The 14,343-nt window shown below is 37.6% G+C and carries 14 protein-coding genes; 8 read left to right on the plus strand and 6 right to left on the minus strand.

All coding sequences use genetic code 11. The features are described 5' to 3' along the window. Positions 1-58: 58 nt before the first annotated feature. From MHI10_RS08085 to MHI10_RS08095, 3 genes are read right to left on the minus strand one after another with little or no spacing between them, the layout of a single operon-like run. Positions 59-892 (minus strand): DUF4097 family beta strand repeat-containing protein, encoded by an 834-nt coding sequence (locus MHI10_RS08085; RefSeq protein ID WP_340784530.1) that lies wholly within the window; start codon positions 890-892, stop codon positions 59-61. Beyond that, on the minus strand, positions 889-1,491 hold the full coding sequence (locus MHI10_RS08090) for a DUF1700 domain-containing protein (RefSeq protein WP_340784532.1): 603 nt from the start codon (positions 1,489-1,491) through the stop codon (positions 889-891). The genes MHI10_RS08085 and MHI10_RS08090 overlap by 4 nt, the downstream gene beginning before the upstream one ends. Beyond that, complete coding sequence (locus tag MHI10_RS08095; RefSeq protein ID WP_340784534.1) at positions 1,484-1,804, minus strand: PadR family transcriptional regulator; 321 nt, start codon at positions 1,802-1,804, stop codon at positions 1,484-1,486. The genes MHI10_RS08090 and MHI10_RS08095 overlap by 8 nt, the downstream gene beginning before the upstream one ends. A 209-nt stretch (positions 1,805-2,013) precedes the next feature. On the opposite strand from MHI10_RS08095, the gene MHI10_RS08100 reads away from it, so the two are divergent. Then, a complete protein-coding gene (locus tag MHI10_RS08100) occupies positions 2,014-2,406 on the plus strand; it encodes a carboxymuconolactone decarboxylase family protein (RefSeq protein WP_340784535.1) in 393 nt (130 codons plus the stop codon). A gap of 644 nt (positions 2,407-3,050) precedes the next feature. Here the strand turns inward: MHI10_RS08100 and MHI10_RS08105 are convergent. Beyond that, complete coding sequence (locus MHI10_RS08105; RefSeq protein ID WP_340784537.1) at positions 3,051-3,356, minus strand: DUF3243 domain-containing protein; 306 nt, start codon at positions 3,354-3,356, stop codon at positions 3,051-3,053. A gap of 283 nt (positions 3,357-3,639) precedes the next feature. Between MHI10_RS08105 and MHI10_RS08110 the strand changes: the two genes are divergently transcribed. Next, positions 3,640-3,792 (plus strand): YpzG family protein, encoded by a 153-nt coding sequence (locus tag MHI10_RS08110; RefSeq protein ID WP_340784538.1) that lies wholly within the window; start codon positions 3,640-3,642, stop codon positions 3,790-3,792. Positions 3,793-4,589: 797 nt separating this feature from the next. Continuing rightward, complete coding sequence (locus MHI10_RS08115; protein WP_340784539.1) at positions 4,590-6,029, plus strand: GGDEF domain-containing protein; 1,440 nt, start codon at positions 4,590-4,592, stop codon at positions 6,027-6,029. Positions 6,030-6,093: 64 nt separating this feature from the next. Here MHI10_RS08115 and MHI10_RS08120 read toward each other — a convergent pair whose 3' ends face one another. Further along, positions 6,094-7,077 (minus strand): DUF4179 domain-containing protein, encoded by a 984-nt coding sequence (locus MHI10_RS08120; RefSeq protein WP_340784540.1) that lies wholly within the window; start codon positions 7,075-7,077, stop codon positions 6,094-6,096. Between the two features lie 2 nt (positions 7,078-7,079). Beyond that, positions 7,080-7,589, minus strand: a complete 510-nt coding sequence (locus MHI10_RS08125; protein WP_340784542.1) for a sigma-70 family RNA polymerase sigma factor — start codon at positions 7,587-7,589, stop codon at positions 7,080-7,082. A gap of 638 nt (positions 7,590-8,227) precedes the next feature. Here MHI10_RS08125 and MHI10_RS08130 point away from each other — a divergent pair. The 5 genes from MHI10_RS08130 (at position 8,228) to MHI10_RS08150 (ending at position 14,338) form a co-directional block, all read left to right on the plus strand. Beyond that, positions 8,228-8,749 (plus strand): YwhD family protein, encoded by a 522-nt coding sequence (locus MHI10_RS08130; protein ID WP_340784545.1) that lies wholly within the window; start codon positions 8,228-8,230, stop codon positions 8,747-8,749. After that, positions 8,749-8,985 (plus strand): indolepyruvate ferredoxin oxidoreductase subunit alpha, encoded by a 237-nt coding sequence (locus tag MHI10_RS08135; RefSeq protein WP_340784548.1) that lies wholly within the window; start codon positions 8,749-8,751, stop codon positions 8,983-8,985. Before MHI10_RS08130 ends, MHI10_RS08135 begins: the two co-directional genes overlap by 1 nt. Positions 8,986-9,352: 367 nt before the next feature. Further along, positions 9,353-11,047 (plus strand): methyl-accepting chemotaxis protein, encoded by a 1,695-nt coding sequence (locus MHI10_RS08140; protein ID WP_340784550.1) that lies wholly within the window; start codon positions 9,353-9,355, stop codon positions 11,045-11,047. Positions 11,048-11,758: 711 nt separating this feature from the next. After that, positions 11,759-12,499, plus strand: coding sequence for a methyl-accepting chemotaxis protein (locus MHI10_RS08145; protein ID WP_340784553.1), 741 nt, complete (start codon positions 11,759-11,761; stop codon positions 12,497-12,499). Positions 12,500-12,643: 144 nt separating this feature from the next. Beyond that, positions 12,644-14,338 carry a methyl-accepting chemotaxis protein gene (locus MHI10_RS08150; protein WP_340784554.1) on the plus strand — a complete coding sequence of 565 codons (1,695 nt, stop codon included), beginning with the start codon at positions 12,644-12,646 and terminating at the stop codon, positions 14,336-14,338. Positions 14,339-14,343 lie beyond the last annotated feature (5 nt).

Consider the following 14,343-nt stretch of genomic DNA (forward strand, 5'->3'; position numbering starts at 1 on the left):
AAGACAAAAAGAGGCTCTCCACATTTTTAGCGGATGCCCTTTTTGTAACGTTGAATTTTTATCTAAAAGATAAATCAAGATCCCCTTGAGAAAGAGAAATTTCAAGCTGATTGTTCCCATCATGCAGTTGAGAAAGTTTCGTTCCATACTCTTTCCCGTTTACTGTGAGGTCACCAAAACTAGTGCTCAAGTCAAGTCCAAAGTCACTTTGATTGTTTCGTAATTGAAGCTCCACATCCCCAAAGCTAGAATTAATTGTCGTTTTTCCGTTTAATTCACCTGCAATGTCAATATCGCCATACTCGCTATTAACGAATAAACGTCCGCTTGTAAATTGTTGGAACGACATATCTCCAAAAGCGTTCGTAATTTCTGTATGACCTGAATCAATGTGTTTGAATGAAATATCTCCGTAACTCATATCCAAATTGAATTGTTCATATTTAATGCTTTGCAAATCGATATCCCCGAAGCTAGAGTCAATTGTAATGTGTGACAGCGATGCATCTTGTGGAACATAAATTTTAATCGATGGCGACCTGAATGGTCCGAATCCGATTGTCATTGCTTTATCTTTTATGTTGTTAGATTTTACTGTTAATGTATTGTCTTTCACAACATAAGTAACATCTGTCGTTTCAAATGCAATGACTTCTAATGCGTAGCGATCTGATGGCAGTATTTCAATATCTGCATGCCCATTTGAAATGTTAATATTTTTAAATGAATCAAGTTTGTATAATTGGGGCGCAAGGGTTTGCTCATTTGGCACATAAAAACCAGAACGGTCTTTTAAAATATACCATTTACCACCAGAAGAAAAACCAAGGATGGCAAATACAACACCGATTGCAATCATACTCGCAGCAATCATTTTATAACGGGATGTCATTTTAATTCCTCTTTTCGTTTTGGTGTGATCTTTTGAAACAATGAAACTAAACCTTTGACGCATACAACACCCGTATTTTTAATGAGACGGGCTGTGGCAGGGGATATTAAAATTCCAATGCCAGTCACAATTAGTCCAAAACCAATAAATAGCAGTGCGGTCGGCCAATGATTTGTAAGGATGAAAAAACCTGAAATAAGTGAAGCAACCCCACCAAATAAGATCCCACCTACAATGGCTAAAATGGTAATCACAAAGCTAAAAACAATTGCACCAGCTGAAATAATGAGCGCTATTGCGACAGCGAGAAGTGGTAATGACAGTGGTGCAGAAAGTATGGCAAGAATGATCAACCATATTGTCGACATATTCTTTTTCGTAGAAGTTGGTGTCACGTCTAAATCTTTCATCGCAAAATCGGCTACTATTTGAGCAGCCACTTGCGAAGGCGGACCAAGTTGTTCCATGACTTGCTGCTCATTTTCTTCTCCTGCTTCATCAAAATATTCTTCATAATAAATAAGTGCCGCATCAATTTCATGCGCGGGCAGTCGGTGTAATTTACTGCGTAGACTTTTTAAATAGCCTGCTTTATCCATCTAATTTCCCTCCTAATAGTACACTGTCTACTTTTTCTTTATAACTTTTCCATTCGGTCAGAAGTTCCAGTAAGCGTAGGCGCCCGAGTCCCGTAATTTGATAGTAGCGTCTGTTTCTCCCTTGAAACGGCTGATCATACGTAATTAAAAAATCAGCTTTTTGCAAGCGTCGCAATACAGGATAAAGTGTCGACTCCGAAATATCCATAACGGACCTTACTTCCTGCGTCAGAGAATATCCGTAAGCATCTTCCTTTTCTAAAATGGAAAGTACACAGGCATCCAGTAGAGCTGAACCTAATTGAAACGTCATCTTATCCACCTCACATTCCTATCCCTATATAAGGCTCTATATTATACGTCATATAGTATATGGGTATTATATGGCGTATATTATTGTATTGTCAATTATTTCTTGAATAAATTTAAGGCAAGGCGATGAATAAAGGGAATTGGTTGTGTGACCGCGAATGGTAAGTTTAGCGGGAGCAATTTTGAAAACATTAAAGGGGGATTTTTAAAATGAATGAGCGTTTTATGAAGGGTTTTGAAATGATGAAGCAATATGTGACAGATGAAGAGGCGGCACGTATGGTGGAACACGATGCTTTGGCTGATATTGCGCCGGACTTACGAAAAATGATTGTAGAGTTTGCTTATGGGGAAGTGTATTCGCGACCTGGGTTAGATGCTAAAAGCCGTGCGCTCGTTGTGATTACAGCAGTTGTCACGCAATCAGCAGAACCTCAGACGAAAACTCATATTACGCGCGGTTTGCATGCAAGTTTAACGCCGAATGAAATCGTCGAGGCACTATTACAATTAGTACCATACATAGGTTTTCCGCGTGTGCAAAATGCGTTAATGATTGCACAACAAGTGTTTCAAGAAAAGGGATTAATCGTTACTAAATAAATAATCGGCTAGTAGATGAAGAAATTTGGCGAGTAAAATGTGGTTTGGCTAGTTACTGCACTAATTCGGCTAGTTTTCAAGGTGTTTTGACGAGTAATGCTTGAAAAGTGGCTAGTTAACGGAAAGTTTTGGCTAGTTACAACTAGGAAATTTTCGGTGAAGAGCCGAAAAATTTGAGGAATGAATAACCGTGCTCAAATAACAATTACAACTTTATAAAAAATTTTAAAATCATTGTATAAATACTTTGAAAGATGCTCATACTTATTTTAGTAACACTTATTCATCTAATTTGATGAGGAGGATGTATCATGAGTAATTCTATGCCGAAAGAACAGGAATCTCAGGACAGTCCGCCTCAACTGCGCATCAAGTAAGCTTCATTTATAATACAGGCATGGTTAAGCGGAGTTTACTCTGACTAGTTATTGCTTGATAATTGAAGCTGAAACATACCAGTTGTAGGCAATAAGTGTACTCGGACCCAGATTTAATCTGGGTCTATTTTTTTTTTTCAATATTGGTCGGATGCATCAATTGTACATCAGTAAAAAAACAAAAAGCACCCCCAATTGTTAATATTTATTTAACAATTGGGGGTGCAAATTATTTAGTATGCGTAAAAAAACGATGGTTTAATTAAATTACGCTTTCCTCACCATTTCTAAAAGCATATGTGAGAGCGTATGTTGCTGTTCTTTAGTACCTGATTTCCAAAGCTCCATTAAAAGGTTTTCCTCTCGGTTACGAGGTTCTTCGTGCTTGGCAAGATAATTCGCAACTAGCTCGGTCGTTTTCGCTAGCTTTTCTTCACTTAATCCCAAATTTTCTCCTAGCTCTACTTTTTTAGCTAGGTACTGTTTGAATCGATTGAAATTCTCCAAAATTTGATTTTTCTCTTCCACATCAATTTTCGATAGTTCCTTTTGTACTTGATCTTTCATTTCCATTGAAAATCACACTCCTTTGTTGTTAAACATATTTAGAATGAGCTTATTATGATTAAAATAAACCTGGTAAAATTATATTAAAAAATGGTTTATGTATTTGGATTTTGAAAGGAGAAAAAAGTAAATTGCATGAAGTTGAAACCTAATTTTCCAATTTCGTTCAGGATCAAAAGCATATAAGCTTATGTAGGAATTTTCAAAATGCATGCATAACAATTTCGAAAAAGAGCCATATTAATATGGATTTCACTTAAGAAATCTAATTTGATGAGGAGGATGCGACATGAGTAGGCCTAATGAGTTAGACCCAAAATCTCGAAAAATCCACCGTAACTGGACGAGGATTAAGCATGCAAAATCTCAAGTAAATGGTGAAACAGAGATTACTCTGCATAACCGTATTTTGAGAAGCGAAGCGAAAGCCCGACAGTTTTAGTCAGCTAGAAGTACTAGGTGTCATCGAGCCCAGAAATTATTTCTGGGCTTTTTTGCGTATGCCTAGCATACATAACGACTCGATGATGAAAGTCCATTACAAGCTTTTTAAAAACGAGCTATTGAGAGATTGAAATTCGCCATTAGGATCTGGATAAAATAGCAGAAAAATTAACAGGCAAATGGATAACCTCAAAAATTAGCGTAAGTTAGGGGAGTGGATTATAATTGAGGAACTTTGTATTTCTAATTGGTAATTTGAGAATTCTAGGTAAACAACCATATTGTACATGTCAACGAACCCCCACTGAGGTAAAGCAATTCAGTAGGGGCTTGAAAACGCCAGTTCAGGTCTTTCCGTCTGAGAGACGAGTGACGATTGTCAAATCACTGTTTTTGGTCGGCACTTAATGTACCACTTGCACCACCCTAAGAAGAGCTGTACAAGCCCCGACAAGTCGAGTACACAAGGATGGTTGACGCACCCACTAGACCGTGCCTAAGCAACGGTTTTACGTGTTTTGCACTGATGCTTGGATATTTTAGGTGACAAAGCTTTTCTTGTCACAACCCCCTCTATCCAGTTATCAAGGAACAACGTATAGGATTATTTTAACACAGAACAAATGTTTCGGCTAACGCCACCCGACATTCATCTCCACCTGAATCGTTGGGCTTTATCCGTAACACGAATCAGGTGGAGTCTTCTGTCGGAGAAAGATAAAAATGCTATAATTATCTGAGATTTCAAAAATGATAAAGAATCGATGATAGACAATGATATAAGCAGGTGATGTAATGACAATGCAGGATTTTAATCAAGCATTTAATACTATAGAGCAAGCCTTTGATGAAGCTCGGTTTGCGGATGTATTAGAGCATATGGAAGGCGCAATCGAACTTGGAATATTAGAAAATGAGCGATTTGCAGTTGCAAAATTATTTGATTTGAAAATAAATAGTTATATGTTCATAGACCTTCCCGCGCGTGGGCATGATACGTTAACAGAGTTTCATACGTTTATCGAGCAATATGAAACGGTGGAAGGGGCGATATGGTTTCATTTATGCGCCGCGAATTTATGGGCGAATGGCTCATCAGCAGTGGATGGCATCGTCGAACGTCATGTAAAAAAAGCGTTAGCATACGGCGCTCAAACAGCAGATCCTAATTTAAAGCGTCGTGTTTACGGAACGACAGCCACGTATTTAATGAATATCGGTGAATATGAACGCGCTTGTGATTATTTGGAGCTGGCATTTTTTTATGCGCAGCTTGTGGCAGAGCAGGAGCCGCAAAAAGAGTCACTTATTTATAGTACCGTTATTGATTTAATCTATTTGAATACGATGTTAAAGCGCTATGATATTGCAAAGAGCGTCAATGCATTTGTATACAATAAAATAGATTTATTAAGCGGGCGTCAAAAAGGGGTAATTATCCAAAATTATGGTTTTTTATTAATGCAACAAGGTCAGGACGATAAGGCAATCGAGGAGTTTCAAAAACTGGCGGCGTATACAGATGAATTTAAAGATACGTCCTTAAAGGCCATTGCTTACCAGTATATGTGTGAATGCATGGAAAACATTGCTCATCCAGATTTAGTGGAAATGCTGAAAATCCAAGTGAAAGTGTTAAATGATTTATTGGATGAGCGAGAAACTGAGTATGCACTTGAAGTGGAGACGAAAATTCAGCAAACTCAATTTTTAAAGAAAGCGTCCACAGATGTACTGACGGATGTTTATAATCGAGCTTATTTCGATGCCGAGGCGCAAAAGCTTTTATCGCAGCTTGACGGCTCAACCTATGCATTGCTTGCTATGATTGATTTAGATTTTTTCAAGCAAATTAACGATCAACACGGTCATTTAGTTGGGGATGAGGCTTTGGCTACGGTTGGATCAGGCTTGAAAACATTTGCCCTTCAACAACAAGCGCTCGTTGCACGTTATGGTGGCGATGAATTTTTACTTATTTGTACGAATAGCGATCAGAAATTGCTCGAACGCTTTGCGCAGGCCATTCATAGTGGCTTAAGTGCTTTAACAGTAGAGGCGGATGAACAACTGTTGGCTCTAGGTTTTAGCGTCGGTGTGACGATTGTGAAGGAGCCGGCTCAATTAAACGATGTGCTCAAACAAGCCGATGAAGCGCTCTATTATATAAAGAACAACGGACGTGGTCATTATGCTTTTTACAATCAATTGCCAGAGGTAACGTATTTAAAATAAATGCTCACTCTATAAATGGAAAGGCCTGTATTCAGTTTTTATACTGAATACAGGTCTTTTTACATTATTGCTGCATATCCGTTATAAAAATACGTTCGCTAATAGGCTGATCATAATCATACAACTGAATATAAACAGACTGATCGACGAAGGATGTGCCAGAGAAATTTATTATACCTTTTCCGTTATCATCCATTTGTCCTGATTGCAAAGTGAAAACGGTACCATCTTCATTTACAAGTGCAATATTTACAAACTCATCTGGCGTAGAACTACTAAAATAAACAGTAGTAGAAATCGGTGTTGTTACGATGCGATCAATCACAATACTTTGCCCGTTTGGAAACGCCACATGTTGCCCGAGTTCTTTTATAATGGTTTGTTGCTGAACGGCTAATTGAGAGGCAGTCACCTCAAAATTCCAAGGTTCAGAAACAAGTTTACCAAGAGGGTGCTCTCCACTTGGTGTAAACATTCGGTCGTAAGAAAGCTGGATTGCCATAATATCACCCTCAACTGGACTAGCAAGCCTTACTTCGTTGTATATGAGATACATACCATTATTTTGTTTAATGGACTGTGCGTTACCTCCTCTTACCTCAACCGTTTGACCGTTAATTTTAATCGTTGGCGATAATTGATGACGGTATGAAAAAGTAGAGCCCTTCGCAAGTTCTAGTGTAGAGCTAATTAAAACTTTATCATAATCAACAATAATTTCATTCAATGTTAAATCCCCAAATTCGGTGGTCATTGTTTGCCCAATTGGATTTTTATACGGTTCCCAGTCCACTTCATTCGGGTGATTCCAACTTTCTAAAAGCCCGGCAATCAATGGCATATTGGCAATAGATTGGTGATTAAACGTAATTAAGCCAATCGCTAAAATCGCTACCGCAGCTACTGAACGTCCGATGTTCCGACGCTTTTTTGGCAGTTGCTTTAAGGCACGATTTCGAATTTTTTGAACCTCGTTTTTTGTTAACGGTATATCTTTGCATTCCGTTAAATCCATTTCAATCTCATTAAAATCTTTATAAATGCTCATATTTACACCTCATCCTTTAAAAATAGTGTGCGTATTTTTTTCCGACTGCGAGATAATTTATTATGCACCCAAGACTCTTTTGCCTCATATTGTGCGGCGATTGTTTTTGTTTTAGCACCTTCAAAATAGTATTGTTTGAAAATATGTTGCTCTTGCAATGGGAGCTGATTGAGTAGGGCTTCCCAGTCGAGTGTATGCGTCGCTTCTTCTGCAAGTTGTTCTGGTAATTCAACTGTGGAATGCTGACGCTGCAATTTTCGAAGTGCATCAATTGCTTTAAATTTCGCAATGACCGCAATCCAGTTTTTAAATGTATTTTTGGTGTCGTCATAATCATCAATGTGATACCAAATCGATACCACGATATCTGCCATACACTCCTCAATTTCTTGTGACCTGCCTGCAATATATTTACAAACAATCGACCTGAGCAATCCACCATATTGTTCGAGTAGCATCGTCACGCCGTTTTCTCGCTGCTGCTGAATTGCTCGAATTATTTTTTTGTCCATAGCACACCTCGTATTTAGTTCTAAACGTTATTTCGCGAAATACCCGTTCACTGTTCTATTCGTTCTATTTATTAAAACCTATCATAACGTGCGAAAAAAATTTTTAAAAATTAGTAGAAAAGGGGGTTTGGGTAAGGAAATTTTGAAGGAAGAAATCTTATCATAGCGATTTCACCATATTGCTACCAATTCAGACCTACGTATGATGGATGGAAGTAAAAATCCATTGTATATTAAAAATTAGATACTTTAGTTAAAAGGCACAGGGGAAAACTCTACATATATAAGTTGCATTTATGAAACAATCATCCAATTAGAATGAAAATCTAATTAAGCAAACGTCGCCTCCCACGGCAGCGACGCACCATGTGCAGTAAGTTTCAGATTGCCAACTTTTAAATGGAGGCTGGCCTTTCACAAAGCACAAAGATGAGTCGTACAGATTTGTGCAACAAACCTGTGCGACTCATGTGCTTAGACAGCCTAAACTAGCTAATACTTTATTAGAAGTTTTATGAGAACACTTACATGATAAGGATAGATTCTTTTGTTCAACCTATATAGCAATAAAATCAATCAATAATGATGACGAGCTATCTAAAAAAGCGGAATCCCAATCGATATGGAGGTAATTTCAGATGAGTGAAAAAATGCATTTTACGATTATAAGCAACGATTCTACCGATGGAGATGGCGGTTACGGGGTAGGTTCTATTGATTTAAATAATGTAACACCGGTAATTATTGATTGTGAAAATGAGCATGTATATATCGATGTAGAAGCTTTACATGGGCGAAGTAAAATCGAAAAGAAAGTTCGTTTTGCCCCTGATTTAGCTCATGCAAGTGATGATTATTATCGCTATTGGATCGTTTGGGTAGCTACTCAAATCGGTCAAAATGGTCCTTATTATGCGGGTTGTACGGCAAGTGAGGTGCGTGTATCAAAAGAAGAACGTCGTATTAAACTCGGCTATAAATCCTTGCCAGAACAAGTGAATTATTTGGATAAGGCGCTTAAAAGGAAGTTTATTTTAGATCATATCGACTCAAATTCGAAAAAACTACTTTACCAGTTTTTATCCGATTTTAACGAAGCATATTGGGAACATTCCCCTGAAGAGTTAAAACAACAACTAACGATTACGGAGGGTGTATAATGGCTTATGTAATTACTAATTTATGTAAAGATGAAAAGGCAGCAATCTGTTTAGATGTTTGCCCAGTAGATTGCATCGATTTAACGGACACACAATATGTAATCAATCCAAGCTTATGCATTGACTGCGGCGCTTGCGAGTTAGTTTGTCCAGTAGAAGCGATTTTCCATGAAGAAGATTTACCTGCTGAACATGAATCAGCTATTTTAATCGCAACCAACTATTATGGAAGCTAAAAAAGCAGTTGCAATTTAACTTCATTCATATATGTATAGTTAGTACCCCCTCCATCTAAACCTCATTATTTGCAGGTGACGGATGGAGTTTTTTTGAGGAAGATTGTAATAAACAGAACGCCATTTATAAGAAAACTTATTACTCTGCATTTGATGGATAAGTCTAAATACTCTAAAGATGTTTAATAAAAGGAATATTTACTTGGTTGTAGGTATAAGGGGGTATAGGGAATATCTCCTTTAATGTGAGTCTTTATGCCAGAAATATGCAATTAGAGCGATGACAACGCATGGAGGGATATGCTATATTTGTATAAAATACTTTTAAATCATATGGGTGTGTGGATAAGAAAAGGGGTACATATTTATGGATAAAATATTCAGTTTTAAAACAATAAGAGCTAAGATATTAAGTGCCTTTTTTATAATTGTCATTTTTATCTTCGGTTTTAGTACTTATAGTTATTTTTCAAATCAGCGCATTATAACTGCGGCAGAAAATATTGTAGAAAAGGAATTACAACTATTAACAGCAAGTGAGAAATTAGCGTCTTCAATTAGTATTCGAACATCTGCTGCGAAAAGCTATGTTTTAACAGGGAATGTGGCCTTTAAAGAATCGTTTCAACAATATATTGAAATTGCGGAAGTAAACAGTGCTATTTTGAGTGAATCAGGGACAGATGAAAACTTAGCAAGACTTGTTGAAATGGCTAGAAAATGGCGAGAAGAGATACAGACAAAAGTATTTGATGAATATGATAAAGGGAATAAAGAGCTTGCCATTCAATATATGAGATCGACGGATGTTTTGGCAGGGGAAGTAATGAAAGGCTACGAGGAAATTGCATTAGCCCGTGAAGAGGCGATTAACGAACTTGGCAATGAAATGATTGCACAATCGAAAGTGACAATGTACTTAGGGGCAATTATTGGTATGCTAATTACAATCATTGCAATTGCTGTCGCCTTTATTACAGCACGTATCATTACCAATCCAATTAAAGAAGTCGTACAAAAAATTACAGCGATGGCGGATGGAGATATGAGCCAACCTCCACTAGTACAAAAAACGAGAGATGAAATTGGGGTACTTGTACACTCGGCAAATACGATGAATACAAAGTTACATGGTGTGCTAAGCTCGATTCATGAAGTTTCTGAAAATGTTGCGGCAAGTAGTGAGGAGCTCGCACAGTCGGCTATTGGGGTGAAAGACGGCGCTGAACAAATTGCAATGACGATGACGGACCTAGCAGAAGGTTCTGAATCACAAGCAAGTAGCGCTGGGGATTTAGCACATATGATGGAAAACTTTAAATTGAATGTTCAGCAAGCTACGGATGAAGGTACGACAATGGCGCATCATTCAGAGGAAGTTCTACAATTAACGGAAACAGGTCAAGGATTGATGAATGCATCCACGCAGCAAATGTTTACAATTGACCGAATTGTACAAGAAGCTGTAGTCAAGATAGAGGGATTGAATAATCAATCGCAAGAAATTTCAAAATTAGTTGATGTCATTGATGGCGTTGCCAACCAAACAAATTTACTCGCATTAAATGCAGCAATTGAAGCGGCAAGAGCTGGTGAACAAGGGAAAGGCTTTGCGGTAGTGGCAGATGAAGTACGCAAGCTAGCTGAACAAGTTTCCCTTTCTGTCACGGATATTTCTTCAATTGTGACACGAATTCAAAGCGAAACAACAAATGTCACAACATCACTGCAAATAGGCTATGATGAAGTCAAAAAAGGCACAGCACAAATTACAAATACAGGCGAAACTTTTGACAATATCGCAACGGCCGTAACGCATATGTCAACGAATATTCAAGGCATTACGGAAAATCTCCAAGGTATTGCTACGACAACGGATCAAATTAATCGTTCAATTGATGAAATTGCAGCAATCACGCAGGAATCTGCGGCCGGTATTGAACAAACGACCGCAACGATTGAAGAAACAGCAGGAACAATGGAAGAAATCGCAAACAGCACAGAGCAATTAGCGACAGTAGCGGAAAATTTAAATACCCAAGTACAGCAATTTAAGCTGTAGAAATTAGAAAGTCTTTATAGATATGTGCATTTGCACACTATGAAGACTTTTTTCTGCTTTGTAGGGAGATTCAATTGTAATCCTAATTATTTATTTCAACAAGAAAGATAAATGATTTACTATATTTATATAACATAGCTTTATGCATCCGATAAATACACTGAATAAAGATACTAATTTGCTGAATAGTAGAAAATATCCTCATTGTAGCTAGAAAAGTCATGGTATGATTGTCAGGTCCTAATAACATTTACACAATCAATATGCAATTTAGCAATGGGCAGTATTGAAGGACTATGCTATATTTGAAACTGGTAAATATAATGTAATAGGTATATGGAAAAAGAGAGGAATACATAATGATGTTCAAAATCTTCAATTCAAATCAATTCGCGCAAGGCTATTTACTGCATTTATACTTTTAACCTTTTATTTTGTTGGTTTTAGTATATATAATTATTTTGCAAATGAGCGCGTCATATCTTCCGCGGAAAATATCGTACAAAATGAATTACAAATGCTAACGGCAAGTGAACAATTAACATCGTCGATTAGCATTCGAACATTGCTGTCAAAAGTTATATTTTAACGGGAAATAAGGCTTATAAAGAGGAGTTTAACCGTTATATTGAAATTGCAGAGGAGAATAGTGCCTTCTTAACTGAGTTAGGGTCAGATGAAAGTTTAGCTGAAACTATGGAAAACTTTAAAATGAATGTTCAGCAAGCATCAGATGAAGGTACGACAATGGCGACGCATTCCCAAGAAGTTTTACAATTAACAGAAACGGGTCAAGGGTTAATGGATGCATCCACGCAGCAAATGATTACAATTGATCAAATTGTACAAGAAGCCGTGTCGAAAGTTGAAGGATTAAATAGTCAGTCGCAGGAAATTTCAAAACTAATCGTCGTAATTGATGGCATTGCCAACCAAACAAATTTACTCGCATTAAATGCAGCAATTGAAGCGGCACGAGCGGGCGAACATGGAAAAGGTTTCGCAGTTGTAGCGAATGAAGTACGTAAATTGGCCGAGCAAGTTTCACTTTCTGTCACGGATATTTCATCAATCGTAACTCGTATTCAAGGCGAAACTACGAATGTCACTACCTCATTGCAAACCGGTTATGACGAAGTGAAAAAGGGAACAGCACAAATCACGGATACGAGTGAAACGTTTGATAATATCGCAACGGCTGTCTCGCGCATGTCGATGAATATTCAAGGCATCACGGAAAATTTACTAGGTATTGCTACAACAACAGATCAAATTAATCGTTCGATAGACGAAATAGCAGCGATTACAGAGGAATCTGCAGCTGGTGTCGAACAAACGACAGCAACGATTGAAGAGACAGTAGGAACAATGGAAGAAATCGCTACGAACTCGGAACAATTGGCTACGGTAGCTGAAGATTTAAATTTCCAAATTCAACAATTTAAGTTGTAAAAATGGAAAGGTCTTCATAGGTTTATGCATTTGCAACTATGAAGGTCTTTATCTTCATTTATCGCAATATTCAAAAGTGATAAAATGAATCATATTTTACCTTATGATTAATATAAGTACAAAAAGAGAGGGGACTACAAAATTATGGTAAAAAATGCGAAAGTAACATCCATTCGGAAAAGAGTATTATCTAGTTTCTTTGTTGTAGCTTTTTATTTCGCTTGTTTTAGTGTATATAATTATTTTGCAAATGAGCGTATTATTACTACCGGTGAAAATATTGTACAAAAGGAATTACAATTGCTAACAACGAGTGAAGAGTTGGTATCTTCGGTCAAAAGTGCAGCATTGGCTGAAAAAAGGTATATATTAACAGGGGATGGAATACATAAAGATACATATCAACAAAACATGGATATTGCAGAAGTAAACAGTGCTGTCTTACTTGAACTAGGGACAGATGAAAATTTATCGGAACTTGTTGAAAAAGCGAAAGAATGGCAAAGGATTGTGCAGACGAAAGTATTTGCTGAATATGACAAGGGGAATCAAGAACTTGCTATTCAAAATATGAATGCATCAGATATTTTGGTAGAAGAAGTAATGGAGGGATACGGGGGAATTACACTAGCACGAGAAGAGTCTATGAATCAACTAGGTAATGAAATGATTGCAAAATCGAAACGAACAATGATAATAAGCTTAGTTGCGAGTATGGTTGTAATACTACTTGTAATTATTACTGCTTTTACGATGGCTCGTATCATTGCGGATCCGATTAAAGCTTCTATACAAAAACTTAAAGGCATCGCACAAGGGGATCTAAGACAGCCGCCATTAGAACAAAAAACACAAGATGAAATTGGATTGCTTACACACTCAACGAATACTGTAAATAGCATGTTACATAACGTTTTGAGCTCGATTCATGAAGTTTCTGGTAACGTTGCGTCAAGTAGTGAGGAGCTCGCACAATCGGCTCTTGGCGTGAAGGTTGGTTCGGAACAAATCGCGATGACGATGACAGACTTAGCAGATGGTACTGAATCGCATGCAAGTAGAGCCGGTGATTTAGCACGAATGATGGAAAGCTTCAAAGGAAATGTACAACAAGCAACGGATGAAGGCACGACAATGGCGCATCATTCAGAGGAAGTTTTACAATTAACGGAAACAGGTCAAAAAATGATGAATGCATCCACGCAGCAAATGGTTACAATTGACCGAATTGTACAAGAAGCTGTGGTCAAGGTTGAAGGATTAAATAGTCAATCGCAGGAAATTTCAAAACTAGTCGTTGTAATTGACGGCATTGCCAACCAAACGAACTTACTCGCATTAAATGCAGCGATTGAAGCAGCAAGAGCGGGTGAACAAGGAAAAGGCTTTGCGGTTGTTGCAGATGAAGTACGCAAGCTGGCTGAGCAAGTTTCCATTTCTGTTACAGATATTTCATCGATTGTGACACGCATTCAAAGCGAAACAATGAACGTCACAACATCATTGCAAACAGGTTATGATGAAGTCAAAAAAGGAACAGCGCAAATTACAAATACAGGTGAAACATTTGAAAATATCGCGACAGCTGTGACTCATATGTCAACGAATATTCAAGGCATCACGGAAAATTTACAAAGCATTGCCACGACAACGGAGCATATTAATCATTCTATTGACGAAATTGCAGCAATCACGGAGGAATCCGCAGCGGGTGTCGAACAAACGTCCGCAACAATTCAGGAAACAGTCGGTACAATGGAAGAAATCGCTGCTAGTTCGGAGCAATTAGCGATAGCAGCTGAAGATTTAAATAGTCAAATACAGCAGTTTAAACTGTAGAAATA

Source organism: Solibacillus sp. FSL K6-1523 (assembly GCF_038005225.1).
Taxonomy (GTDB): domain Bacteria; phylum Bacillota; class Bacilli; order Bacillales_A; family Planococcaceae; genus Solibacillus.

Bases quoted from the DNA above. Each gene is read 5' to 3' on its own strand.
- MHI10_RS08150 (WP_340784554.1), top strand. From the start codon at position 12,644: ATGGTAAAAAATGCGAAAGTAACATCCATTCGGAAAAGAGTATTATCT.
- MHI10_RS08125 (WP_340784542.1), bottom strand. From the start codon at position 7,589: ATGGACAAAAAAATAATTCGAGCAATTCAGCAGCAGCGAGAAAACGGC.
- MHI10_RS08130 (WP_340784545.1), top strand. From the start codon at position 8,228: ATGAGTGAAAAAATGCATTTTACGATTATAAGCAACGATTCTACCGAT.
- MHI10_RS08085 (WP_340784530.1), bottom strand. From the start codon at position 892: ATGACATCCCGTTATAAAATGATTGCTGCGAGTATGATTGCAATCGGT.
- MHI10_RS08110 (WP_340784538.1), top strand. From the start codon at position 3,640: ATGAGTAGGCCTAATGAGTTAGACCCAAAATCTCGAAAAATCCACCGT.
- MHI10_RS08115 (WP_340784539.1), top strand. From the start codon at position 4,590: ATGACAATGCAGGATTTTAATCAAGCATTTAATACTATAGAGCAAGCC.
- MHI10_RS08135 (WP_340784548.1), top strand. From the start codon at position 8,749: ATGGCTTATGTAATTACTAATTTATGTAAAGATGAAAAGGCAGCAATC.
- MHI10_RS08090 (WP_340784532.1), bottom strand. From the start codon at position 1,491: ATGGATAAAGCAGGCTATTTAAAAAGTCTACGCAGTAAATTACACCGA.
- MHI10_RS08145 (WP_340784553.1), top strand. From the start codon at position 11,759: ATGAATGTTCAGCAAGCATCAGATGAAGGTACGACAATGGCGACGCAT.
- MHI10_RS08105 (WP_340784537.1), bottom strand. From the start codon at position 3,356: ATGGAAATGAAAGATCAAGTACAAAAGGAACTATCGAAAATTGATGTG.
- MHI10_RS08095 (WP_340784534.1), bottom strand. From the start codon at position 1,804: ATGACGTTTCAATTAGGTTCAGCTCTACTGGATGCCTGTGTACTTTCC.
- MHI10_RS08120 (WP_340784540.1), bottom strand. From the start codon at position 7,077: ATGAGCATTTATAAAGATTTTAATGAGATTGAAATGGATTTAACGGAA.
- MHI10_RS08140 (WP_340784550.1), top strand. From the start codon at position 9,353: ATGGATAAAATATTCAGTTTTAAAACAATAAGAGCTAAGATATTAAGT.
- MHI10_RS08100 (WP_340784535.1), top strand. From the start codon at position 2,014: ATGAATGAGCGTTTTATGAAGGGTTTTGAAATGATGAAGCAATATGTG.